A 23,872-nucleotide genomic window follows, 5' to 3' on the forward strand; every position below is an offset into this window, starting at 1 on the left:
ACGTCGGGACGAAAGGTTGGCAAGCCGATCGAGCGCCTCGTCGATCGGGTTGCGTCGATCGCCGGACCGGGTCAGTCTCCGCCATCACCGCAAGGGGGGATGTATGCGTCGGATATTGCTCGCGTCACTGCTCGCCGCCAACACCACGATCGCCGGGGCATCGATCCCCAAGGAGCAATTGATGACGCCGCCCGCCGGCGCGCGCCACTATACGATCAGCTCGACCGCCGGGAAGCATGGCGACGTCTGGTCGTGGACCACGCCCGACGGCCGCGTCGCCTATCGCATGTCGATGTCGCTGCGCGGCTGGGTGACGGAGACGGACGAACTGGTGACGCTGGCGCCCGACAAGCGACCGTCGGCCATCGCCATTCGCGGCTATACCGATTCGGGCGACGCCACCGAGAATTTCGACGTCGACGCCAATGGCACCGCGAGCTGGAAGACCTCGGTCGATTCGGGCTCCGCACCGTTCGGCACCAAGCGCTACAACACCTATGGCGGCCCGTGGCTCGCCGGCGAGATGGATATCAACGCGCTGGTCGCCGCCGGCGACAAGGGCGTCGATCTGCTGCCGACCGGTCATGCCGGCATCAAGATCGGCCAGCCGATCGAGATCGACGGCCCCCAAGGCAAGAAGATCGTCAAACTCGCCTTCATCACCGGCTACGGCTTCACGCCGTCGCCGGTCTGGCTCGACGGCGACAATCGCTTCTTCGGCAATGCCGGGGTGATCGCCCTGTTGCCAGAGGGTTACGAGAAGGACGGGCCGAAGCTCAAGGACATCCAGGACAAGGCGATCGCCGACATGGTCCGCGATGTCGCGCACGATTTTCTCAAGCCCGCCAATCGCACTCCGACCCTGGTCGACAATGTGCTGATGTTCGATTCGGTCGCGGGCAAGTATCTGCCCAACCGCGCGGTGCTGATCTCGAACGGCAAGGTCGCCGCGGTCGGCGCCGCCGGCTCGCTCAAGGTGCCGGCCGGCACGACGGTCATCGACGGCAAGGGCAAGACGCTGCTGCCCGGCCTGTGGGATTCGCACCAGCATGTCGGCGACGACTGGAATTTGCTCCAGAACGTCGCCACCGGCATGACCAATTATCGTAGCCCGGGGTCGATGATCGATGAGGCGCTAAGCATCTACAAGCGCCGCGCCGCCGGCGACCTGCTTGCGCCCGACGGCAAGATTTCGGTCATCATCGACCGCAAGGACCCGCTCGCCGCGCAAGGCGCGCTGACCGTTTCCTCCGCCGCCGAGACGATCGCCGCGGTCGACAAGATCAAGGCCGCGGGGTTGTGGGGAGTCAAATTCTACACCTCGATGAACCCGGCCTGGATCGCCCCCGGGGCGGCGGAGGCGCACAAGCTGGGCCTCCACGTCCATGGCCATGTGCCGGCGGGGATGCGCCCGCTCGACGCGGTGCGCGCGGGCTATGACGAAGTCACCCACATCAACTTCATCATGATGCAGGCGATGCCGCAGGAAGTGGTCGACAAGGCCAATACCGCCGCGCGACTCGAGGGCCCCGCGAAATACGGCAAGGACGTCGATCTCGATTCGCCGGCGATGAGGGCCTTTTACGCCGAGCTGTCGAAGCGCGGCACGATCATCGACCCGACGCTGACGGTGTGGGAACCGCTGATGACGTCGGACGGGAGCGCCCTCTCGCCCGAATATGCGCCGTTCGCCGACGTCGCGCCGCCGGCGGTCGTGCGCGGCTGGAAGATTTCGGGCTACCCGCTGTTCGGCGGGCTGACCCGCGACGATTTCCGCAAGAGCTTCGACAAGATGGTCGGGCTGGTCGGCCGACTCCACCAGGCCGGCGTCCGCATCGTCGCCGGCACCGACGGTTATGGCCTGGAGCTGGTGCGCGAACTCGAGCTTTACCAGCTCGCCGGCCTGACCAATGCGGAATCGCTCCAGACCGCGACCATCATCCCGGCGCGGATGACCGGAATGGACGGCCGCGTCGGCTCGATCGCGCCGGGCAAGACCGCGGACATCATCCTGGTCGATGGCGATGTCTCGAAGGACCTGACCAATCTCCGCCATGTCCGCACCGTGTTCCTCGACGGCTATCGCCTCGACGGCGCGGCGTTGCGGCAAGCGAGCGGGTTGAGCGGGATGCCCAGATAGATTCGCGCCAAGGCGCCAAGGCGCCAAGGCGCTAAGAAGGTTCACGCGGAGGCGCGGAAGCGCGGAGTAGATTTTGGTTTCGCGCAGAGGGGCGCAGAGGGGCGCAGAGATGCCGTTGCCTGAGGGCATGTGCCGGCACTGATGGATCCAGGCCTCGCGTAGCGGGGCTCTAAGAAATCTGCGCCCTCTGTGCCTCTGCGCGAACCATCTTCGCGCCTCCGCGCCTCCGCGTGAACAAATGCCTCGGGTTCGCCTTGAGGACGGATCGGCGACCTGCGCGACATTTGTTCGAGCCAAAGCGGAAAACTTGTCGTTTGAGCGCGGGCGGCTGCGCGATCATTCTCGCCGGCATCTTCCCCCCTGTAACGAAGGTGACCGATGAAACGCCTCCTGCTTTCGTTGCTCGTCGGCGGTACCATCGCATTGGCTATGGCATCCGGCGCGGACGCGCGGGCGCCGGGTGACGGCGCGCGTGACTTCGACTTCGACCTCGGCGTCTGGAAAACGCATATCGTCCGGCGCCTGCATCCCTTGGCCGGGTCGGACGCGACGATCGACCTCAACGGGACCGTCACCGTCCGCCCGATCTGGGGCGGGCGCGGCCAACTAGAGGAGATCGAGGCGGATGGCCCGAAAGGCCATTGGGAAGGCATGACGGTCTTCCTCTACGATCCCCAGGCGCACCAATGGAGCATGAATTTCGCCAATAGCGCGGTGGGCAAGCTCACCACGCCGATGGTCGGGAAATTCGAGAACGGGCGGGGCGAACTGATCGGCCCGGACACGCTCGACGGGCGCCCGATCCTGGTGCGCGGCGTGTGGTCGGACTTCACGCCGACGACGCACACCTATCAGGAATCCTATTCGGTCGACGGCGGCCGGACGTGGGAAGCCGAGCTGACTGCGACCAAGACCAAAGCGTAGCCCCGGCCGCGAAGCGCGGCTCGCCGCCTGTGCGCGCGGTCAGTCGTCGGTGCGGCGCTTGACCTTGTTCGGCAAGTCCTTGCCCTTGGTCCGGCGCGACGGAATCTGGATCGGGTTCTTTTTCTTCCACTCGCCCCAGGTCATCGGGCCGTCGGGCGTCTGGATGATGGTGTCGTCGGCCATCCGCGTTCCTTACACCAAGCGAAGGTTTCGCGCACCCATCCCGCACCGCGTCCCGGTCACGGTCGGATCTGCCCGGTCCCCCGCCCGATCCATTTGTAGGTCGTCAGCCCTTCGAGCGCGACCGGGCCGCGCGCGTGCAGGCGTCCCGTGGCAATGCCGATCTCCGCGCCCAGCCCGAACTCGCCGCCGTCGGCGAATTGGGTCGAGGCGTTCCACAGCACGATCGCGCTGTCGACCGCCGCCAGGAAGCGCTCGGCGACGGCGGCATCCTCGGCGACGATCGCGTCGGTATGATGCGATCCGTGCGCGGCGATGAAGCTCAGCGCGGCGTCGGGCCCGTCGACCAGTCGCGCGGAGGCGATCGCGTCGAGATATTCGGTGTCCCAATCCTCGCTGGTCGCCGCGTCGACGCCGGGCACCAACTGCGTCAGCAGCGGGTCGCCGCGGACTTCGCAGCCGGCGTCCTGCAGCTTCTGGATCAGCTGCCCGGCGTGCGGATAGGCGCGGTCGATCAGCAAGGTCTCCATCGCCCCGCAAATGCCGGTGCGGCGCATCTTGGCGTTGACCACGATCTCCTCGGCCATCGAGCGGTCGGCCGAAGCGTGGACATAGATGTGGTTGATCCCGTCGAGATGGGCGAGCACCGGCACCCGCGCCTCGGCCTGGACGCGCGCGACCAGGCCCTTGCCGCCGCGCGGGACGATCATGTCGATCGCACCGTCGCCGGCCAGCATCGCGCCCACTGCCGCGCGGTCGGTGATCGGCACCAATTGCACCGCTTCGCCGGGCAGGCCGGCCGCTTCCAGCCCCCGGACCAGGGCCGCATGGATCGCGCGATTGCTCTCGATCGCTTCGGAGCCGCCGCGCAGGATCACGGCATTTCCCGACCCGATGCACAGAGCGGCGGCGTCGGCGGTGACGTTGGGCCGGCTTTCGTAGATGATGCCGATCACCCCGATCGGCACGCGGACGCGCGCCAGCTTCAGGCCGTTGGGCCGCTCGATCTCGTCGATCGTCTCGCCGACCGGGTCCTTCAACGTCGCGACGGTGCCGACGCCGTCGGCAGTCGCCGCGACGCGCTCCGGCGTCAGTTTGAGCCGATCGAGCATCGCGCCCGACAGACCGGCGGCCGCGCCATTGGCCATGTCGATCTTGTTGGCCTCGAGGATATCCTCCTCGGCGACGCGGATCGCGTCGGCCATCGCGATCAGTCCGCGTGCCTTGTCCGCACTGGTCAGCCCGGCGAGCACCCCGGCGGCGGCGCGAGCGCGCCGCCCCATCGACGCGATCAGCGCCGCGGTGTCGATCTCTATGTCGACGATCGTATCCATGGGCGCCGCGGTTACCATGTCGGACAGGGTCGCCAAAGCGCTATCGCCTTTCAGGCGGCAAATGCTATCCATCGCGCCATGAGCGGGGACATTGCGGCAGCAGGGGATATCGCGACCGGCGCGCTGATCGGGCGCGTGGTCGAACCGAAGGCGGGCGAGGATGCCGGGCATGGGGGCGCGCACGGATTGTGCCTCAATTGCGGTACCGCGCTGATCGGATCGTTCTGTCATGCCTGTGGCCAGAACGGTCATGTTCACAAGACCTTGACCTCGATCGGGCACGACCTGCTCCACGGCGTGTTCCATTTCGAGGGCAAGGTGTGGCGCACCGTGCCGATGCTGGTGACGCGGCCGGGCGGCCTGACGCGGCGCTATATCGACGGCGAGCGCGCGCGCTTCGTGTCGCCGCTGGCGATGTTCCTGTTCTTCGTCTTCCTGATGTTCGCTGCCTTCCATTCGATGGGCGGCGGCAACGAGTTCAATTTCGATTCGACGCCTTCGACCAAGGCAGAGAAGCTGGCCAAGATCGACGGAGAGATCGCCGCCACCCAGGTCAAGCTCGACCGCGCGCAAAAGCGCGTCGCCGCGGGCAAGGGCGATGACGACGATGAAGGCGACATCACCGGCTACCAGGCGACGCTGCAAGGCCTGCAGACCGCGCGCACGGCGGTCACCAAAAGTCCCGATGAGATCCGCAAGGACATGGCCAACCATGTCGACACCGGCTGGGCGGCGCTCGACGACGGCATTCGCAAAGCCAACAAGAATCCCGATCTCGCGCTCTACAAGCTGCAATCCTCGGCGTACAAATACAGCTGGGCGCTGATCCCGATCTCCGTGCCGTTCGTGGCCCTGTTGTTCCTGTGGCGGCGGCGGTTCAAGCTCTACGACCACGCGATCTTCGTGACCTATTCGCTGTCGTTCATGATGCTGCTGGCGACCGTGGTGACCTTGCTGATGATGGTCGGCGCGCCAGGCTGGCTCTACGGCAACCTGATCGCGTTCGGGCCGCCGGTACATATGTTCTTCCAGCTGCGCGGCGCATACCAGCTCAATTGGTTCTCGGCGCTGTGGCGCACCTTTGCCTTGCTGGTCTTCGCCTCGATAACCCTGACCTTGTTCGCGGTGCTGTTGCTCGGGCTCGGCTTGATGGAATAGAGCGGCAGGCGAGCGCGCTCACTGCTCGTCCTCTTCGCGGAGCGGCGAATATCGCCATTCCCGGCTCGCCAGCAACGCGCCGGCCATCGCGTCGCACTCGGCGCGGTAATGATGTTCGTGCGGCACCGGTATGGCAGGTTGGCCGTCCTCAAATCCCAGTTCGCGCAATGCTTCGGCCATGGCGTCGATCGGGCCATAGGCATGGATCAGATCGTGTCTGTCCCACACGACGGTCGCCTGGTCGGCCGGCGAATGAAGCCATAGGTCGAAGCGGCCGTCGGACGATAGCAAGGAGCCGAAATCGCTGACGAAGTGCTGGAATTCCGCCCAATCGATCGCCTCGCTCTGATAACGCCCGGCCTCGCCCTCGCCGCGCGGCGTGTGCAGGACATAGAGCAGGACGAACGGTGGGGTCAGGCGTTCAGCAAGCGTGACGAGGGCCAGGGGATCGCTGCCCGGCGCGGTCGCGAATATCTTGCCGCGACAGTCGCTGGTGGAGGTGATCTTGAACACCGGCGGGTGCGAATACTGGCCCCATTGACCGTCGACGCAATGACCGAGCCGGAACATGGGCCTGCCTAACCGGTCCACGGACGAAGGGGAATGCTCTCCCGCCCGAATATCGTCCCAGAAGGATTCCGTCCGCGCCTGGCTGTGCTAGTAACGGCCGACATCGCCATGCGCGGAGCCCCGATGCCGAACCACGACCGCGAGAAGATCATCCATCGCCGTACGCCCGAATCGGCGGCGATGGTCGCCAGCGTACAACGCGCGATGGCGATCACGCCGGTGCTCAATCGCCTGACCTATGCCGATGCGGAGCAGGTGCGCGCGGTGTTCAGCGAGCTGGTCGGCTACCCGGTCGACGACAGCTTCATGCTGATCCCGCCTTTCTACACCGCCGGCGGCACCGAAATCCGCGTCGGGCGCAACGTCTTCATCAACCAGAATTGCACGATCTACGACCTCGGCGGGGTCGAGATCGGCGACGACGTGATGATCGGCCCCAACGTCAGCATCATCACGTCCGGCCATCCGCTCGAACCCTCGCTGCGCCGTGCCGCGGTGACCGCCAATCCGATCGCGATCGGGCGCAACGTGTGGATCGCCGCCGGCGCGACGATCATCGGCGGCGTGACTATCGGGGAGAATTCGGTGGTGGCAGCGGGCGCGGTCGTCACCAGCGACGTGCCGTCCAACAGCTTGGTGGCCGGCGTCCCGGCGAAAATCGTCCGCGCACTCGAGGGCTGACCGACGCTTTCCCCCCCTGCCAGCGAGGGGAGTCGAGGACCAACCGGTTGCCCGGTTTTGCTGCGCGCGATATGGCGGGTCTGAAGGAAGACGGCATGGCCAGGGCGAAAATCCGTACCAACGATCCGGCGGGATTGCGCAACCGCGTGCTCGACGTCGCGGCGCGCTCGTTCCAGGCGTCGGGCTTCGCCGCGACCAGCACCCACGACGTAGTGCGGATGGCGGGGGTCACCGGCGGCGCGCTCCACCATCATTTCCCGACCAAGAAGGCGCTCGCGCTGGCGGTGATCGGCGAGCGTGTCGCCGCCGAACTGGGCGAGACCTGGGTCGCCACCGTGCGCGATGCGCCGAGCGCCGCCGCCGGCATCCTCCAGGCGTTCGACACGGTCGCCGCCGCGCTCGACGCACAGGGTAGCGTCTCGGGCTGCCCGCTGGGCAATCTCGCGCTCGAACTGTCGCTGGCCGATGGCGATCTGCGCGAGGCGCTGGCGCACGAATATCGCACCTGGCGCGACGCCATCGCCGAGCGCCTTCGTCGCGACCGGGACGCGGGCAATGCGGTCTATGCGCCCGATCCGGAAGCCTTCGCCAATGTCGTCATCGCCTTGTTCTCGGGCGCGATGACGATCGCCAAGGCCGAACAGGACACCGCCGCGCTCAAGGCCGCCGCCGATCAATTACGCGCGATCATGCGATAGGCGTCGGCACCGACGGTCGTCGATCAGCCCGCCAACCAGAGTGCCGCGCCGACGATCAGCGCGATCGGCACTACGACAAGGGCGATCGCGGCCAACCACGCCGCCGGCCGTCCTACCTTGTCATCGACATAGCGGACGGCTTCCTCGGCCAGCGCGATGAAGACGATGTCCTCCATGCCGGCAGCATAATGCGAGCGGCCGGGCAAAGCGATCCGCGCGGCCGGCCAAGCCGTCGCATTTTTACGGAGTTCGCCCCGGCGGTAATTTCCGCTACAGGGGCGAACGGCCATAAGGCCGAGTCGCGGCCGGGGGGCCGTGGGCAGGCGGGGCATGCCGGCCATTCGTGTCAGTGCAGGGCGTATCGCGCGGCCATATCGTCCCGCAATCGCCCGGCAGAGGGTGGGTTGTTGATGGTCGATCGCCGCGCGTTCCTGGCGGGTTCGCTTGCCTTTACCGCTACCAGCGCCGTCGCGTCGCGGGCCGTCGCCGCGACCGCCGATGCCGCTTCCGATCCTGCGGCCGTCGTGAGCGATGCGGTCTGGTCCGCCGCCGACGCCATCGTCGCGCGGATCCGGCCGCCCGTGTTTCCCGCGCACGATTTCCCGATCACCGCTTATGGCGCCAGCGAAGATGCGCCTGCGCACGGCGCGGTCCAGGCCGCGATCGATGCCTGCGCATCGGCCGGCGGCGGCCGTGTCGTCGTGCCCGCCGGCCTGTGGCGGATGAACGGCCCGGTCACGCTCCGCTCCAACGTAGAATTGCATCTCGACCGCGATGCGGTGCTGCGCTTCGGCAAGCCAGGGGAGATCGCGCTGCCGCTCGTCCTGACCCGCTGGGAAGGGACGGAGGTGTGGAATTATTCGCCGTTGATCTACGCGCGCGACTGCAGCAACGTCGCGATCACCGGCGAGGGGTTGTGCGATGGCCAGGGCCGCGACGGCTTCTTCCAGTGGCGCGCTCATCAGGACCGTGACAAGCATGCCCTACGCGCGATGGGGACGACCGGCGTGCCGGTCGACCAGCGCCGCTTCGGCCCGGGCCATTTCCTGCGCCCGCCCTTCGTCCAGTTCTTCAATTGCCGCAACGTGTTGATCGACGGCCCGAAATTCGTCGACTCGCCGTTTTGGACGATCCATCCGGTCTATTCGACCAACGTCATCGTCCGCAACGTGACGGTGATCAGCCATCACCTCAATTCGGACGGTTGCGACCCCGATTCGTGCGAGGACGTGCTGATCGAGCGCTGTCGCTTCGACGTCTCGGACGATTGCATCGCGATCAAGTCGGGCCGCGACCAGGACGGCTGGCGCGTCGCGCGGCCGACCCGCAACGTCGTGATCCGCGATTGCCAGATGTCGACCCATATCGCCGGCGCGATCGCGATCGGCAGCGAGATGTCGGGCGGCGCCTCCAACATCTTCGCCGAGCGGCTCGACGTCCATCACGCCAAGCAGGCGCTCTATTTCAAGGCCAATCTCGACCGCGGTGGCACGATCGAACAGGTCCGCGTCCGCGACATCAAGGTGCGCGACAGCGGCACGCTGATCGATTTCACCACCGCTTATCATCATTGCCACGGCAATTCGCCGCCGACCTACAAGCAATTCGTGGTCGAGCGCGTGGATTGCCGCAACGTCGGCCGCGCGCTGAGGATCGTCGGCGTGCCCCAGGCGCCGGTCGAGGACGTGCTGATCCGCAACGTGACGGTGGCAACCGCGCGCATCCCGGACGTCATCGCACATACCCGCGACCTGCGGCTCGACAGCGTGCGCGTGAACGGGAAGATGCTGGGGGCCTGAAGGCGGCGGAGCCCGCGATCATACGGTCGCCGGCCGCACTCCTGTAGCGATCGGCAGCGCCAGGACAAAGCGGCTTCCGGTCGCCGCCTGCGGGTCGAGCGTCAATTCGCCGCCCCCGGCTCTGAGCAGCGACGAGCAGATCGCCAGCCCCAATCCCGTTCCGCCGCTGGCGCGCTTGGTGGTGAAGAACGGCTCGAACACGCGATCGGCGTTGGCCGGATCGATCCCCGAGCCGTTGTCGGCGACCGCGACACGTACCTGACTAGGCTCCGCCGTAACCCTGATTGTCGCCATGCCGGCGCCCGCCTGGCGGGCATTGTCGAGCAAGGCGCTCAACACCGCCTCGATCGCCGATCGCGGCATCGACACCGCGGGTACCGTCTCGGGCGCGTCGATCGACACCGCGAAGGCATCGCCGTCGAAGGCGTCGGCGATCCGCCGTATCGCCGACAGCGGATCTGTCGCGGCGGCCGGATCGGCGATCGCCATGTCGGCGCGGGCGAGATCGAGCAATCGGCTGACGAGCTGCGACAGCCGCGCCGCGTCCGCCTTGGCGTTCGCCAGGAACCGCGCGCGATCGGCGGGCCGCATCTCCTCGCCATGGTCCTCGAGCAGTTCGATCGCGCCGGCGATCCCGGCGAGCGGCGTCTTGAATTCGTGACTGACCGAGGCGGCGAAGTCGCGCAGATAGCGCGAGCGGCGGTCGATCGCCGCCGCCATCACGCGGAAATTGTCGAACAACTGCCGAATCTCGACCGCCGCGGTGGCCGGCGTCTCGGGCACGCTCCCGGTCCCCGCCGCGACGTCGCGCGTCGCCTTGTCCAGCGCCTCGACCGGGCGCGCGATGCCGCGCGAGACCAAGCCGGTCATGACCAGCAGCAGGCCGAAGATGACGACCACGCCGACGATGATCTTGCCGCGATCTTCATAGAGGCCGCGAAACAGCGCGCGCGGCGATCGCGACAGCAGGATCGCGCCGACCACCTTGCCGTCGACCACGATGGGGCGGACATGATGGATGCGGAGCGACGACGCCCGGCTGAGCCATTCGAAGGCATAGACCTGGGAATAATGCGCATTCTCGCGCAAGACCGTGCCGACCCGGCCGTGGAGCGCGGCGGCGACTTCGGGAACCGCGGCGTAGCTGCCGCCCGCTTCATGCCCCAGCACGACATTGCCGTTGGCGTCGATCAGCTGGATCGACGCCAAGGTCGTCTTCGCGGTCGTGGCGAAGACCGGCGCGATGCGCCCGGCGACGGCCAGCGCGTTCGGGTCGAGTGGGGCGGTGCGCGGCCGCGCCGGCGGACGATCGTCGAGCACCGGCGTCGTGCGCAGGTCGATGGTCGACGCTTCCGGGCGGTAATCGGGCATGACCCTGCGCGGATCGCCCGGCGTCCGCCCGGGTGTCGCGCGTCGATCGACGGCCGGCGTGTCCGAGGGATCGTCGAGGATGGCGCTGCCCGGCGTGGCGCCGGGCCACCAGGCTTCGGCGGTGGCGGCCAGCGCCGCTCCCTGCGCGACCAATTCGGTCTCGGTCTGGCGGACCAGGGTGTTTTCATAGACGCGCAGGAACAGCGCGCCGAACCCGGGCAGGGCCGCGGTGAACAACAAGGTGCCGAACAGGATCGTGCGCAGCCGCAGCGCCGGCCAATGCGCCTTGAGCCAGTTTTTCAGCGGGCCGATCACGTGCCGGCGCAGGCCCCGAGCCGGTAACCGACGCCCGCGCGCGTCTCGATCAAGTCGCTGCCGCCGACGCTCGCGAACTTGGCGCGCAGGTTGCGGATATGGCTGTCGATCGTGCGGTCGGTCACCGCGAAACCGGGGCCATGCAGCCGGTCGATGATCGCATCGCGGCTGAACACGCGCGTCGGCATGGTCGCCAACGTCTTCAGGATCGAGAATTCGGTGACGGTCAGCGGCACCTCCGCGCCGTCCCAGGTCGCGCGCCAGCCATCGCCGTCGAGCGCCAGCCGGCCGTGGTCGATTCGCGCAGTGGCTTCGACGGCGGGCGCCTTGGGGCTGGCGCGCCGCAGGATCGCCATCGATCGCGCCACCACTTCGCGCGGAGAGAAGGGCTTGGTGACGTAATCGTCGGCGCCGAGTTCGATCCCCAGCACGCGGTCGATCTCGTCGTCGCGCGAGGACAGGAACAGGATCGGCACGTCGCCGTCGGCGCGCAGCCGCCGGCACGTCTCCAGCCCGTCCATCCGCGGCATGTTGATGTCGAGCACGACGAGATCGATCTTTTGCCGCGCGGTCGCCTCCAGCACCGCGCTGCCGTCGCCGACCTCGACCGTGTCCAGCCCGGCCTTGGCGAAAGCGAAGGCGAGCAGCTGGCGGATGTGCGGATCGTCGTCGGCGATCAGGATCGTGCGCGGCATGGGACACATGATCATCGTGCCGCTTGGTTCGTCAATGGTTCCGCGCTGTCGGCGTCGGTCGGCGGAGTCGCGTCGGCCGCGGCGTTGGCGTCGGCCCTGGTGTTGGCGGTCGCGGCATCGGGATTGGTCTCGACAGCATCGCGTTGCGGCGGGACGCGGAGCGATCCATCGCAATTGCGCCCATATTGGCCGGCGTCGGGAGCCGCGGGAAGCGGGCGACCGCCGAGCATCGCCTCGACTTGCGCCATCCGGCGCTGATCGCGCCACGTCCAGCCGCCGCCCTCGAGCCGCTTCCTGGTCGCATTCAGCGTGCCGGACCGCACCCAGGCGAGGCGCGTCGCGAAATCGGGTGATAGTCCGGGGCGCTGCTCCATCGCGACCAAGGCGGTCAGCGCCGAGGAATCGAGCTGGTTGAGATAGCACAGGTCGAGCGCCTGCCCGGTCCCGCCGGCCTCCTTCGCATGGTTCACATTCCATGTCGCGGCGACCGAGCCCAAATCGACGATCGTGCAGGCGAACAGCACCAGCCCCGCCGCGATCGCGTTGGCGTTGATCAGCCACGCGCCGCTCTTGCCGCGCAACATCCGCCACACGATCAGCACCAGCCCGACCGCGACCAGCGCCATCCAGATCAACGCGGCGATGCGCAGCACCGTCAGCGAATAGGCGGCGATGTAATCGAGCGTGCGCAGGATGCTGGAGGCGACCAGGAACACGTTCTGCGCGACCCACGCGACCACCAGTCGGCGAATCAGCGGCACCTTTGCCGTCGCCGAGCCGGGCCGCAACGCGACCAGCACGAACAGGCCGGCAAGCAGGGCCGTCGCGATCAGGGGATAGGCGCCCTGATGCGCATAGCTCGCCAGGGTCACGCCCTTGGGCAGCGGCGCACCGCTCCACAGGAACGCGAGATCGAGTCCGTTCTCCAGCGCGAACAGGGCATTGAAGGTGACCAGCGCGAGCGTCACCGAGCCGGTCGAGATGCCCGGCACGGTGATGTCGAGATCGGCCACGTTGGCCGGAAACGGCAGTCGCACCCGGCGCGGGCGCAGGGTCGACCAGGCGATGGTGAAGACCGCTCCCCAGAACAGCAGCCGCACGACGGTTTCGACATCGAAACTGGGCATGCCGATCGAGGCGACCGCCTGGCCGATCACCGGGTTGGCGCTGGCGAACAGCGTCAGGAATATCGCCCCGCCGATCAGCGGCAGCGGCAACAGCGGGAGCCAGCCGCGCATCGTCGCGCCCTTGTTGCCCTTCTTCGCCAGTCGCGCGAGACGGAACAGGTCGACCCAAGGCCCGACCACGCTGACCATGCCGAAGACGATCAGGCGAACCGCCCAGCGACCGACATGGTCGAACGCGGCGGCGCGCGGCAGCAATATCGCGACCGCCAGCGCCGCGCCGAACATCAGCAAGGCGATCAGGCCCGGCCCGTTGACCATCACCGCGCCGAGCATCAGCGCGACCGCGCCGGCGACCACCGACCCGCGGCGGCGCCAGGCGGCGGGCGTCAACAACAGGCTCAATGCCGCCCAGCTGAACGTGAACGCGCCCAGTGTCGAACCGACGCCGCGTGCTTCCCAGAACAGAATGTCGGCCAGGGCGACCAGCATCGCCGCCGCGACCATTTTCACCACGAAACTCGATTCTACCCGCCACGTCATCGCGGACTCTCCCCGTTGATCGGGGATGTCATCGCGGTCGTGCGTCGAGGCCCTGCGGCGAGGGTCGCGGCGATCCGGTGCTCATCCGGTGCAGATTCGGTGCAGGACGCCGCCAACCTACGTCGGCGATGGCCGACGACGATGCCGCGCCGCCGGAGACGGGCTGCGGGCGCATGGCCCGCAGCCCGCGGCTGGCCTTAGCGGAACGACCCGCTCAGCATCACGCCGAACACGCGCGGATCGTTGTAGATGCCGGCGCGGTAGTTCGACGTGTCGATCGCGCCGATCAGGTTCTTCGTGTTGGTCAGGTTGCGGGCGAACACGGCCAGCTCGTACTTGCCCCAGGCATAGCCGATCTTGCCGCCCAGCTCGTAATTGCCGTCGGTCGTGTATTCCACCGCGCGGTAGAGGACCAGATCGGTCTTGCCCTGCATGTTGAAGTCGCCGGCGACGAACAGCTTGCTCTCTCCGCCGAGCGGCAGGTCGTACCGTGCGCTGACGTTGATGTTATAGTCGGGCGCGTTGGGGAACGGGTTGCCGTTGATGTTGGCGTAGTAATTGTTGCCGATCCGCACCGTCGGGTTGAGTACCGTCTGCGACAGCACGCCGCCCGCCGCGCCGACCTGGGCATAGACGTTGGGCGCGTTGATCTCGGTGTGGAGCAGGCTCAGGCCGACGTTGACGCGGAAATTGTTGGTCGGCCGCGCCTCCAGCTCGGCCTCGACGCCATAGCCCTTGCCCTTGTTGCCGTTGAACAGCACGCCGTTGCCGTTGCTGTCGTTGCCGTTCAGCTGGATGTTGTCGATATTGTAGTAGAAGCCGGCGACGTTGAAGTGGACGCGGTCGTTCGCGAACACGGTCTTGATGCCCGCTTCGTAGCTGGTGTTCTTTTCCGAATTGGCCGTCGAATAGGCGGAGGTGAACACCGCAGAGCGGCCCTGCACGGTCGGGCCGCGGAAGCCGCGGGCGTAGCGCGCATAGAAACTGACGTCGTGGTCCGGGCGCCACAACAGGCTGACGTCCCAGCTCGGCTGTGTATCGGACAGGCGGCAATAGGCCGCCGCGCCGCAGGCATAGGAAGAGGTCGGCGCGGTGGCCGGCACGACCAGATTGGCGAAGTTCGGGTGGAGCAGCAAATTGGTGCTCTTGGTGTCGTTGGTGACGCGGGCGCCGGCGCTCAGCGTCAGCTGGTCGGTCAGGTCGTAGCTCGCCTGGCCGAACACCGCCCAGCTGGTGTTGATGTTGTGCAGCAGCACGAAGTTGTTCTTGTTGGGCGCCGTCCCGAGCGAATTGTTGGTCAGGAAGAACGAGCGCTGGTCGAACTCGGTATTGTCGCGCGCGTCGAAATACATGCCGCCGAACTGCCACTTGAAGCGGCCGGTGTTCGGGCTGGCCAGCCGCAGCTCCTCGGTCCATTGATCGAGCCCGCGCAGGCGGCCCTGCGACTCGCCGCAGCCGGCGGCGCAGATGTTCGGGGTGACGCCGCCGAAATTGGCCGCCGCTCCGCCATCGGTGTCGCCGCGGCTATAACCCGACGCATGCTCCCAGGCGGTGATCGAGGTCAGCGTGACGCCACCGAAATCGTAATCGGCCTTCAGCGAGACGCCCTGGTTCTTGTACGCCTGCGGATTGTTCTGCGCTTCGTCGTACGAGACGACCGAGCGGTCGAACGAGTCGGGGACCGCGTTGGTGCCGCGAACGATCGAGCCGCGATAGAAGATCGACGCGGTGCCCTTATAGTCGCGGACATGGCCCGACAGGCGGACGCTGAGCGCGTCGCTCGGCTTGAACAGCAGCTGCAGGCGCACGTCGCGCTCGTCGAAGCCGCCCATCACATTATGGCCGGGGACGGTGCCGTCGTCGGACGGGCCGGTGTACGTGTTGCTGATCCAGTCGTCGCGATGCTGGTACAGGCCCGACAGGCGGAAACTGATCGCGCCGTCACCGGTCAGCGGGCCGCCGACGCCGACATCGGCATTGACGCTGTTGTAGCTGCCATAGCTGAGCGAGCCCTGGCCCTGCCAATTGGCGCTCGGCTGGACGCTGTCGAACTTGACGATGCCAGCGGTCGTATTGCGGCCGAATAGCGAGCCCTGCGGACCCTTCAGCACTTCGACCTGGCCCACGTCGAACGCCGGGTTCGACTTCAGCACGACATGCTCCTTGACCACGTCGTCCTGGATGATCGACACCGGCTGCGAGGCGCCGAGATAGAAGTCGATATTGCCGAGACCACGGATGTAGAAGCGCGGGAAGATGCGGCCGGTGGTCGATTCGACGTACAGGCCAGGCACCTTACCCGACAGCGACAGCAGCGTGTCGGCGCCCGCGGCCTGATAGTCATGGAGCGAGTCGGTCGACAGGGTCGACACCGCGACCGGCACGTTCATCGTGTTTTCCGAGCGGCGCTGCGCAGTGACGATGATGTCGCCGCTATCGCTGGCCGTGTCAGGCGCGGGGGCGGCGGCCGGCGTGTCGCCGGGCGCGGTCTGGGCGCTCGCGAACGGGACGGTGGCGATCGATGCCGCTCCGACGAGGAGCAGCGCTACGAACTTCTGATGCTTCATGATATCGAACCCCTTCGATCGGCGCCGTCGTGATGGTGCGGCGCAGCATGGCCGCGGCCTTTGCGCGGCAATTGTGACCGGAGTGCGACATTGTGGTGGGTAAGGAGGCGACGCGCGACGGGTTCGCGGCGCTCTGTCGTCGCGTGATGGATCTCAGTGATAATGGCTTTTGCGGGACCAATTACGCTGGCAGCTTCCTCATTCGCTCGACGATCAGGACGCGCCCGGTCCGGCAAAAAGTGCCGTACCATCGCCGCCCTTCAATTCTGATGTTGAATAGTGCGTCGTTGTCAGCTTGCGGATCGGCCGTCACGCTTCCTTCAAATATCCAGGGGTGATCTCCAGTTACCCGCAATACGCGAATTTGGCTTTTCGTCAGCGCAGTCGCCAGGCAATTCTCCATGTCAATTTTGTCTCGCTGAGCCTTGGTAGGGAACAAGTCGATCATTCCCTCGGTGCGTCTCGTATAGGCGATAACCGAAACTCGACCTGGCAAGTTGGCGCTCGCAATCACATCGGAAATCGACATCGAGCGAAAGTGGTTTGTGGGTCCTGCCGCTGCGAGACAGATCGCCAAAATTGCGACGCAAGACTGAAACCCTCCAGCTCGAGTCAGCTTCTCAAGAGCCACCTTTGCCCCCCGTCAAAGCCACCGTTCACCAAGAATTCGGTTTGACCCGCGGCCACGAACAACCGCTCTTCACCCAATAGCACCCCAAGCGCTGACTTGAAGGATGTCGGCTTTCGAGATGGCGTCTCCCTGACCGAAAAGATCGGATTTGGGACGCCAGGCTGCCGTCGCGTGATGGCTACAATCCAAAAGGCCCTCCCCGCGTCGCGGGAAGGACCTCTCGATTTCAAGCCGAAATGCGGGCGATTAGACCCCGGCCGGCGCCGGATTCCCGAACGGCCCCGACGGCCGCTTGGTCTTGGGGATCGACGTTCCGCTGCTCGGCACCGTCGACACCGCCGCGCCGGCGTCGGGGCGGTTGATGTCCTCGCCCGCGGCGATCCGCTTGATCTCGTCGCCGGTCAGCGTCTCGTACTCGAGCAGCGCGCCGGCGATGCGGTGGAGCTGGTCGACATTCTCGGTCAGCACCTGGGTCGCGCGCTTGTGGCCGCCGTCGATCAGCGCCTTGATCTCGCTGTCGATCATCAGCGCGGTCTCGTTCGACATATTGTGTCGCTGGGTCTGCGAATAGCCCAGGAACGTCTCGCCCTGCTCTTCCTCGTACTCGAGCGGGCCGAGCTTGTCGGACATGCCCCAGCGCATCACCATCGCGCGGGCGAGCTTGGTCGCCTGCTTGATGTCCCCGCTCGCGCCCGACGACACCTTGTCGTAGCCGAAGATGATCTCCTCGGCCGCGCGCCCGCCCATCACGGTGGCGAGGTCGGCGTACATCTTGTCGCGATGGTAGGAGTAATTGTCGCGCTCGGGCATCGACACGACCATGCCCAGGGCACCGCCGCGCGGGATGATCGTCGCCTTGTGGATCGGGTCGGACGCCGGCTCGTGGACGCGGACCAGCGCGTGACCGGCCTCGTGATAGGCGGTCATCTTCTTTTCCTCGGGCGTCATGACGAGCGACTTCCACTCGGTGCCCATGATCACGCGATCCTTGGCGAGCTCGAACTGCGCCATCGCGACGAGGCGCTTGCCCAATCGCGCCGCCATCAGCGCCGCTTCGTTGACCAGATTGGCGAGGTCGGCGCCCGACATGCCCGGCGTGCCGCGCGCGAGCGTGCGCGCATCGACGTCGGGGGCCAGCGGCACCTTCTTCATATGCACCTGGAGGATCTGCACGCGGCCCTCGATATCGGGCAGCGGCACCGTCACGCGGCGGTCGAAGCGGCCCGGGCGCAGCAATGCGGGGTCGAGCACGTCCGGCCGGTTGGTCGCGGCGATGATGATGATGCCTTCGTTCGCCTCGAATCCGTCCATCTCGACCAGCAGCTGGTTGAGCGTCTGTTCGCGCTCGTCGTTACCGTTGCCGAGACCGGCGCCGCGATGGCGGCCGACCGCGTCGATCTCGTCGATGAAGACGATGCACGGCGCCGACTTCTTGGCCTGTTCGAACATGTCGCGCACGCGGCTGGCGCCGACGCCGACGAACATCTCGACGAAGTCCGAACCCGAGATGGTGAAGAACGGCACGCCGGCCTCGCCCGCGATCGCGCGCGCCAGGAGCGTCTTGCCGGTACCGGGCGAGCCGACCAGCAACGCGCCCTTGGGGATCTTGCCGCCGAGGCGAGCGAACTTGGTCGGGTCCTTCAGGAACTCGACGATCTCCTGCAATTCCTCGCGCGCCTCGTCGATGCCGGCGACGTCGTCGAACGTCACCTTGCCCTGCTTTTCGGTCAGCATGCGGGCGCGGCTCTTGCCGAAGCCCATCGCGCCCGAGCCGGACGATTTCTGCATCTGGCGGATGACGAAGAAGGCAATGCCGAGCATCAGGATGAACGGCAGCGACTGGACCAGCAGATACTGCCAGATCGACGGGCTCTCCTCGGGCTTGGCGACGACCTCGACATTGTTGTCGATCAGCCGCTGGACCAATTGCGGGTCGGTCACGCCGGTCGTGCGGAAGGCGGTATTGTCCTTCATCGTAATGCTGATCGCGGTGCCGGCGATCTCGACCTTCTTGACCTGACCGTCCTTCACCTTGGAAACGAAGGTCGAATAGGGGATCTGCTGCCCGGCAGGCGCCGACGCGCGGTCGCCCAGCATCGCGACGACCACCGCCAGCGCCACCGCGATGCCCACCCAGAGCAGCAGGCTCCGGGCCCAAGTGTTACCGCCGCCGTCGGGGCCGGGCTGCTTGTCGTTGTCGTTCATCGTCGCGTGATACCTTTCGTGCCCTTAAAGATAAGGCACCAAGCCTTAATGGCAATGGAACAACGTCGATCAGAGCGATCGACGCGGCGGAGCCTTGCGAAAGCGCCAGCCGCGCTCGGGAAGCGGCGCGGCGGTCACTCCGCCGATCATCGCGGCATCGCCCGATTCCAATGCTTTGACCATCCGTACCAATGCGGAGCCGCGGATCTCCGCGTCCGGGTCGAGTCGCCGCACGCAAATTCCAACCAGTCGGCGCACCAGTTCGAACGGCAGCCCCGCCGCGTCGATGTAGAGATTCTCGCCCCTCTCCGCGATTCGTTCGGTCTCGAGTTTGGCGAGCGCCCAGTCGATCGCTTCCTCGGCATCGGCCAGTGCCGCCGCGCTCGCCGCGATGCGCCCGGGATCGAGCCAGTCGACCCCGGCGAGCGCCTTGCGCAAGCGCGCGCGGTCATAAAGATCGCTCACGTTGCTCGGGTCCTCGATCGCCTGGATTCCCGCCGCCGCGACGATCGCTCCCAATTCGGTGCGCCGCCAGCCGAGCAGCGGCCGGATCACGCGTCCGGTGGTCGCGCGTACGCCCGACAGCCCGGCGACCCCGGCACCGCGATTCAGCCGCATGATCAGCGTCTCTACCTGGTCGTCGGTATGGTGCGCGGTGGCGATACGCGTCGCGCCGACCGTGGCGGCGTGGCGGTAGAGCAACTCGTAGCGCAACAGGCGCGCCCGGGCCGAGATGTTGGCGGTATGCCCGGCCCGCTCGGGCAGCGTGCCGCGCAGGATGGCGTGCGCGATCCCGCGCGCGGCGCACAGATCGGCGACCCATGCCGCCTCGTCCGCCGCCTCGGGGCGCAGACCGTGATCCACCGTCGCCGCGACGCAGCGCTCGCCGAGCAAGGCATGGGTCAGCAGCAACAAGGCCAGGCTGTCCGGCCCGCCCGACACGGCGACCAGCACGCGGTCGTTCGCGGCATCGCACAGCGGCGCAAGGTCGGCGGCGAAGCGGTCGAGCGTCGCCGGGTCGATCGTCGCGCCGGTCAGTTCAGGCGCATTTGCTGGCGGCACGACCCTTGTCCGCCTCGGCCTTCTGCGCCGCGGTCAGCTTGGTGCCATAGACATCGCCCAGCTCCGAATAGACCCGGCAGATGTCGGTCCGCGGCTTCTTGAGCACCGCCAGCGCCTTGGCGAGGTTGAGCAGGCTGTCGGGCGCGCGCTCGCCATCGGGCAGCTTCGAATAATTCTCGTAGAAGACCTGCGCCGCCAGATTGGGCTTGTCGTCGTCCATGTAGACCATGCCGAGCAGGTTCTGCGCGCGGCTGACCAGGCGGTGCCCAGCGAACTTGCCGCCGAATCCCTGCAATTGCGCTTCGGCTTCGGGATAGAATTTGGCCTGCCACAGGCGATAGCCGTAATTGTACGCGTACATCGCCTTGTCGACCGCGTCCTTGCCGGCGGGCTTGGGCACCGCGGCGACCGCCTTGGCGCGATCCGGGTCGTTGGCGGTGGGCCTGGCCGGGCCGGTGGGCGGCTTGGCGCCCGGCCGCGTCGGGGTGGGGCCATCGTCGACGGCGGTGCCGTCGTCGGGACCCGGCGCGGGCGCCGCCTTGTCTTCCAATGCCTTCAGTCGCGCGTCGGTCGCGCGCTTGTAGGCGGCGAAATCGGCCTCGAGTTGCTGCAATTTGTGCTCGTCGACCTCGAGCCGCCCGGTGAAGCCGGACAAGGTGCTCTCGACCGAGGTCATGCGCTGTTCGAGGTCGGCGATCGGCGCGGTGGCGGGGGTGCCGGGTGCTGCGACCGGGCCGTTCTCGGGCGTGATCTCGGGCTGGACCAGCGGGCCGGAGGTGCGCGACACCACCCGCTCGACCGTGTTCATCCGCTTTTCGAGTTGTGTCAGCCGGCCGTCGACCGACCGGTCCTGCGCCAGCGCCGGGCTCGCGATCACCAGGCTCGCCGCCGCCACCATCACCGTCGTCACCAAACTACGCATACTCGTCCCCAGATTGTCCGCCGTGGTTAACCTAACGCGGATCGCGGTTTTGCGCCACTATGGGCACTCGGTGTCCGATCACCCGATTTGACTCTTTCCCGGCGAACCGGAACGCCTCCCCGGCGAAGGCCGGGGCGCAGTCGCGACCGGCCCCAATGGCGCAAATGCCATCTCCAGTTGATCGAAACTCGGCCCCGGCCTTCGCCGGGCACGCGTATCCCAGTCCGTCGGCCCTGCTTAAGGCGTCCCGGTCGGCGCCGATGTCGGCAGCGCGATCGGATCGGGCGTCGGCACCGTGCGCGGCGTCGCGGCTGTCCTGGGCGCCGGCGTCGCCGCGGGCCGGTCTTGGAAGAAGACCGGGATGTCGGTCTTCCTCGCGGACGGGGTCGCCGATGCGGCAGGGGCGCTCGCCGGCGCATTGGTCGCGGCCGGCGTCGCCGCGGTGGCGGGGTTCTGGCCCCGCGCCTGCAACGCCGCAGCGCTGATCGGTACGTCCTTGATCGCGTGCTTGCCGTCGCCGAGCGGGGGCACCGCCGATCCGTTGATCGTAACCTGCACCTTGTCGGGGCGGCCGATGTTGATCATCGGATTGCTCGCGTCGGACGGCACCGAGAACTGCTCGCCCTTTTGCATGGTCTTCTCGATCAGCGTCTTGCCGGTCGCGTCATAGACGCGCAGCCACACCGCGTCGGTCGCGGTCAACACCACCTGCCCACCGGCCACCGGCGCCGGGGTCGGCGCGGGCGCCGCCGCGATGGTCGCGGCAGCGTCGGGCGTGGCCAAAGCGGCGGGCTCCTCGCCGCTGCCGCGCAACCAATTGGTGCCATACCAGATGCCGACGCCGATCAGCAGAATGACCGCGACGATCGCGGCGATCGTCGCGATCCCGCTCGACGGCACGCGACGCGGGTCGGCCGGCTCATATTCCTCGAACCCGACGCGCGGCGACAGCGGCATTTGCGGGCTCTGGCGCATCTCGGCGGCGATCGCCTTTTCGTCGAGGCCGACGGCGCGCGCATAGGTCTTGGCGAAGCCGATCGCATAAGTCGGCGAGGCCATCACCTCCAGCCGGTTGTTCTCGATCGCCTCGAGATGGCGGATCGGCACGCGCGTGCGATTGGCGACGTCCTGCAGCGTCAGGCCCTGCGCCTCGCGCGCCTCGCGCAGGCGGTCGCCCACGGTCTTCGGGAACAGCGACGCCTGGTCGGGTGCGCCGGCCGCTTCGTCCTCGTCCATCACCTTCTCCGGCGGGTAGGGGGTTGCGACCATGTTGGCCTCCCGCCGGTGACGGCTGTCGGCCAAAGCGGGTAAGACTGTCAACGGCCCGTTAGCGCGTTTCGCCCCCGGCTCAGGCCAACTCGACCGCGTTTTTGGCCGCCCAATCGGCGAGCACGCCGCGCTGGTCGCGCGGCGGCGCCGCCAGCAGCCCGTCCATGAAGCGCATCGCCTTGCCGCGATCTAGGCTGCGGACCATCGCCTTGATCGGGCCGACCGCGGCCGGGGTGATCGACAGCCGCTCGATACCGAGCGCGATCAACGCCATCGCTTCGAGAGGGCGCCCGCCCATTTCGCCGCACACGGTCAGCGGCACGCCGGCCGCGTTGCACGGCGCCACGACACGCTTGAGGAAGCGCAGGATCGACGGCGACAGCCAGTCGTAGCGCTCGGCCAGCTTGGGATTGGCGCGGTCGGCGGCGAACAGGAATTGGGTGAGGTCGTTGGTGCCGACCGACAGGAATTGGACATTGGGCAACAGCAGGTCGAGTTGCTCGGCGAGCGACGGTACTTCGAGCATCGCGCCGTAACGGATCTCGGTTGGCAGGCGCTTGCCGCGCTTGCCCAGCCAGTCGCGCTGCGCCTCGAACAAGGCCTTGGCCTCGTCGAGTTCCCAGGCCTCGCTGACCATCGGGAACATGACGTTGAGCGTGCGCCCCCCGGCCGCCTCGATCAGCGCGCGCGCTTGCGCCTTCATCAAGCCGCCGCGTTCGAGCGCGAGCCGCAGCGCGCGCCAGCCCATCGCCGGGTTCTCCTCATCCTCGTCGTGATGGTTGAGATAGGGGAGCGCCTTGTCGCCGCCGATATCGACGGTGCGGAACACCACCGGCTTGTCGCCCGCGGCGTCGAGCACGTCCCGGTACAGCCGCAATTGCCGTTCGCGTTGCGGCAAGGTCGCCGACACGAGGAACTGGAATTCGGTGCGGAACAGCCCGATCCCGTCGGCCCCGGTCACGTCAAGCGCGGCGACGTCGTCGCGCAGCCCCGCATTGACCATCACCGTCAGCCGCTCGCCGTCGCGCGTGACCGGCGCTTCCGATTTCAGCGCCGCGAAGGCCGCGCGGCGCTTCTGTCGGACCAGGAGTTTGGCATCGAATGCCTCTTCCATCGCCGGCGACGGCCGCACCAGTACCGACCCCGCCTCGGTCACGTCGAGCAGCAGAAGATCGCCGTCGCCGATCGTCTGGCGGACGTTGCGGACGCGGCCGAGAACGGGGACGCCCATCGCCCGCGCGACGATCGTGACGTGCGCGGTCAGCGACCCTTCCTCGAGCACCACGCCCTTCAGGCGGCGGCGGTCGTATTCGAGCAATTCGGCCGGGCCGAGATTGCGCGCGATCAGGATCGTGTCCTGCCGGAGGCCGAGCTGCGCCGCAGTTCCCATCTGCCCCGACACGATGCGGAGCAGGCGATTGGCCAGGTCCTCGAGATCGTGCATCCGGTCTTGGAGCAAGGGGTCGCCGATCTGGCGCATGCGCATCCGCGTGCGCTGCTGGACGCGCTCGATCGCCGCCTCGGCGGTCAGGCCGGAATCGATCGCCTCGTTGATCCGCCGCGACCAGCCCTCGTCGTACGCGAACATCTTGTAGGTCGCGAGGACCTCCTCATGCTCGCCGTCGACGCCGAACTCGGCCTGCTGCGCCATGCGGTCGATCTGCTCGCGCATCTTGTCGAACGC

At 67.3% G+C, this 23,872-nt stretch carries 20 protein-coding genes; 6 read left to right on the forward strand and 14 right to left on the reverse strand.

The genetic code is table 11. The annotated features are described in order from the left end of the window. Positions 1 to 103: 103 nt before the first annotated feature. Complete coding sequence (locus ACTHJR_RS00330; RefSeq protein WP_440521033.1) at positions 104 to 2,140, forward strand: amidohydrolase family protein; 2,037 nt, start codon at positions 104 to 106, stop codon at positions 2,138 to 2,140. A 378-nt stretch (positions 2,141 to 2,518) separates the two neighbouring features. Further along, positions 2,519 to 3,064, forward strand: a complete 546-nt coding sequence (locus ACTHJR_RS00335; protein ID WP_440521034.1) for a hypothetical protein — start codon at positions 2,519 to 2,521, stop codon at positions 3,062 to 3,064. A 39-nt stretch (positions 3,065 to 3,103) separates the two neighbouring features. On the opposite strand, the gene ACTHJR_RS00340 is transcribed toward ACTHJR_RS00335, so the two are convergent. Next, complete coding sequence (locus ACTHJR_RS00340) at positions 3,104 to 3,247, reverse strand: hypothetical protein (protein ID WP_440521035.1); 144 nt, start codon at positions 3,245 to 3,247, stop codon at positions 3,104 to 3,106. Between the two features lie 56 nt (positions 3,248 to 3,303). After that, positions 3,304 to 4,578, reverse strand: a complete 1,275-nt coding sequence (locus ACTHJR_RS00345; RefSeq protein WP_440521054.1) for a glutamate-5-semialdehyde dehydrogenase — start codon at positions 4,576 to 4,578, stop codon at positions 3,304 to 3,306. Positions 4,579 to 4,656: 78 nt separating this feature from the next. Here ACTHJR_RS00345 and ACTHJR_RS00350 point away from each other — a divergent pair, with 78 nt between their 5' ends. Continuing rightward, positions 4,657 to 5,736, forward strand: a complete 1,080-nt coding sequence (locus tag ACTHJR_RS00350) for a DUF3667 domain-containing protein (protein ID WP_440521036.1) — start codon at positions 4,657 to 4,659, stop codon at positions 5,734 to 5,736. An 18-nt stretch (positions 5,737 to 5,754) separates the two neighbouring features. Here the strand turns inward: ACTHJR_RS00350 and ACTHJR_RS00355 are convergent, their stop codons facing one another. Next, the gene (locus ACTHJR_RS00355; RefSeq protein ID WP_440521037.1) at positions 5,755 to 6,306 is read right to left on the reverse strand and encodes a hypothetical protein; all 552 of its coding nucleotides are present in this window, start codon (positions 6,304 to 6,306) and stop codon (positions 5,755 to 5,757) included. A 123-nt stretch (positions 6,307 to 6,429) separates the two neighbouring features. Here ACTHJR_RS00355 and ACTHJR_RS00360 point away from each other — a divergent pair, with 123 nt between their 5' ends. Both ACTHJR_RS00360 and ACTHJR_RS00365 read left to right on the forward strand, forming a co-directional pair. Further along, the gene (locus tag ACTHJR_RS00360) at positions 6,430 to 6,987 is read left to right on the forward strand and encodes a sugar O-acetyltransferase (RefSeq protein ID WP_440521038.1); all 558 of its coding nucleotides are present in this window, start codon (positions 6,430 to 6,432) and stop codon (positions 6,985 to 6,987) included. Between the two features lie 95 nt (positions 6,988 to 7,082). Beyond that, a complete protein-coding gene (locus ACTHJR_RS00365; RefSeq protein ID WP_440521039.1) occupies positions 7,083 to 7,685 on the forward strand; it encodes an LmrA/YxaF family transcription factor in 603 nt (200 codons plus the stop codon). Between the two features lie 23 nt (positions 7,686 to 7,708). Here ACTHJR_RS00365 and ACTHJR_RS00370 read toward each other — a convergent pair whose 3' ends face one another. Further along, on the reverse strand, positions 7,709 to 7,861 hold the full coding sequence (locus ACTHJR_RS00370) for a hypothetical protein (RefSeq protein WP_440521040.1): 153 nt from the start codon (positions 7,859 to 7,861) through the stop codon (positions 7,709 to 7,711). Between the two features lie 234 nt (positions 7,862 to 8,095). Here ACTHJR_RS00370 and ACTHJR_RS00375 point away from each other — a divergent pair, with 234 nt between their 5' ends. Beyond that, the gene (locus ACTHJR_RS00375) at positions 8,096 to 9,484 is read left to right on the forward strand and encodes a glycoside hydrolase family 28 protein (protein WP_440521041.1); all 1,389 of its coding nucleotides are present in this window, start codon (positions 8,096 to 8,098) and stop codon (positions 9,482 to 9,484) included. 18 nt (positions 9,485 to 9,502) lie between these two features. Here the strand turns inward: ACTHJR_RS00375 and ACTHJR_RS00380 are convergent, their stop codons facing one another. From ACTHJR_RS00380 to ptsP, 10 genes are all read right to left on the reverse strand, one after another. Continuing rightward, a complete protein-coding gene (locus tag ACTHJR_RS00380) occupies positions 9,503 to 11,170 on the reverse strand; it encodes a sensor histidine kinase (protein ID WP_440521043.1) in 1,668 nt (555 codons plus the stop codon). Further along, a complete protein-coding gene (locus ACTHJR_RS00385) occupies positions 11,167 to 11,865 on the reverse strand; it encodes a response regulator (RefSeq protein WP_440521044.1) in 699 nt (232 codons plus the stop codon). The genes ACTHJR_RS00380 and ACTHJR_RS00385 overlap by 4 nt, the downstream gene beginning before the upstream one ends. 11 nt (positions 11,866 to 11,876) lie before the next feature. Next, on the reverse strand, positions 11,877 to 13,532 hold the full coding sequence (locus ACTHJR_RS00390) for a DUF4153 domain-containing protein (protein ID WP_440521045.1): 1,656 nt from the start codon (positions 13,530 to 13,532) through the stop codon (positions 11,877 to 11,879). A gap of 197 nt (positions 13,533 to 13,729) precedes the next feature. Beyond that, positions 13,730 to 16,099: a TonB-dependent receptor gene (locus ACTHJR_RS00395; RefSeq protein WP_440521046.1), complete on the reverse strand. Its 2,370-nt coding sequence runs from the start codon at positions 16,097 to 16,099 to the stop codon at positions 13,730 to 13,732. 181 nt (positions 16,100 to 16,280) lie between these two features. After that, positions 16,281 to 16,628 carry a hypothetical protein gene (locus ACTHJR_RS00400; protein WP_440521047.1) on the reverse strand — a complete coding sequence of 116 codons (348 nt, stop codon included), beginning with the start codon at positions 16,626 to 16,628 and terminating at the stop codon, positions 16,281 to 16,283. A gap of 348 nt (positions 16,629 to 16,976) precedes the next feature. After that, positions 16,977 to 18,935, reverse strand: a complete 1,959-nt coding sequence (gene ftsH, locus ACTHJR_RS00405) for an ATP-dependent zinc metalloprotease FtsH (RefSeq protein ID WP_440521048.1) — start codon at positions 18,933 to 18,935, stop codon at positions 16,977 to 16,979. A 69-nt stretch (positions 18,936 to 19,004) separates the two neighbouring features. Continuing rightward, complete coding sequence (tilS, locus tag ACTHJR_RS00410) at positions 19,005 to 19,997, reverse strand: tRNA lysidine(34) synthetase TilS (protein ID WP_440521049.1); 993 nt, start codon at positions 19,995 to 19,997, stop codon at positions 19,005 to 19,007. After that, entirely contained in the window at positions 19,975 to 20,919 is a 945-nt protein-coding gene (locus tag ACTHJR_RS00415) for a hypothetical protein (RefSeq protein ID WP_440521050.1), read from the reverse strand. The genes tilS and ACTHJR_RS00415 overlap by 23 nt, the downstream gene beginning before the upstream one ends. Before the next feature lie 237 nt (positions 20,920 to 21,156). Next, complete coding sequence (locus ACTHJR_RS00420) at positions 21,157 to 22,188, reverse strand: helix-turn-helix domain-containing protein (RefSeq protein WP_440521052.1); 1,032 nt, start codon at positions 22,186 to 22,188, stop codon at positions 21,157 to 21,159. Positions 22,189 to 22,267: 79 nt separating this feature from the next. Further along, positions 22,268 to 23,872, reverse strand: a 1,605-nt coding sequence (ptsP, locus tag ACTHJR_RS00425; protein ID WP_440521053.1) for a phosphoenolpyruvate--protein phosphotransferase, incomplete at its 5' end; no start/stop codon positions are given.

Origin of the sequence: Sphingomonas sp. (assembly GCF_051962185.1) — a bacterium.
Taxonomy (GTDB): Bacteria; Pseudomonadota; Alphaproteobacteria; order Sphingomonadales; family Sphingomonadaceae; genus Sphingomonas.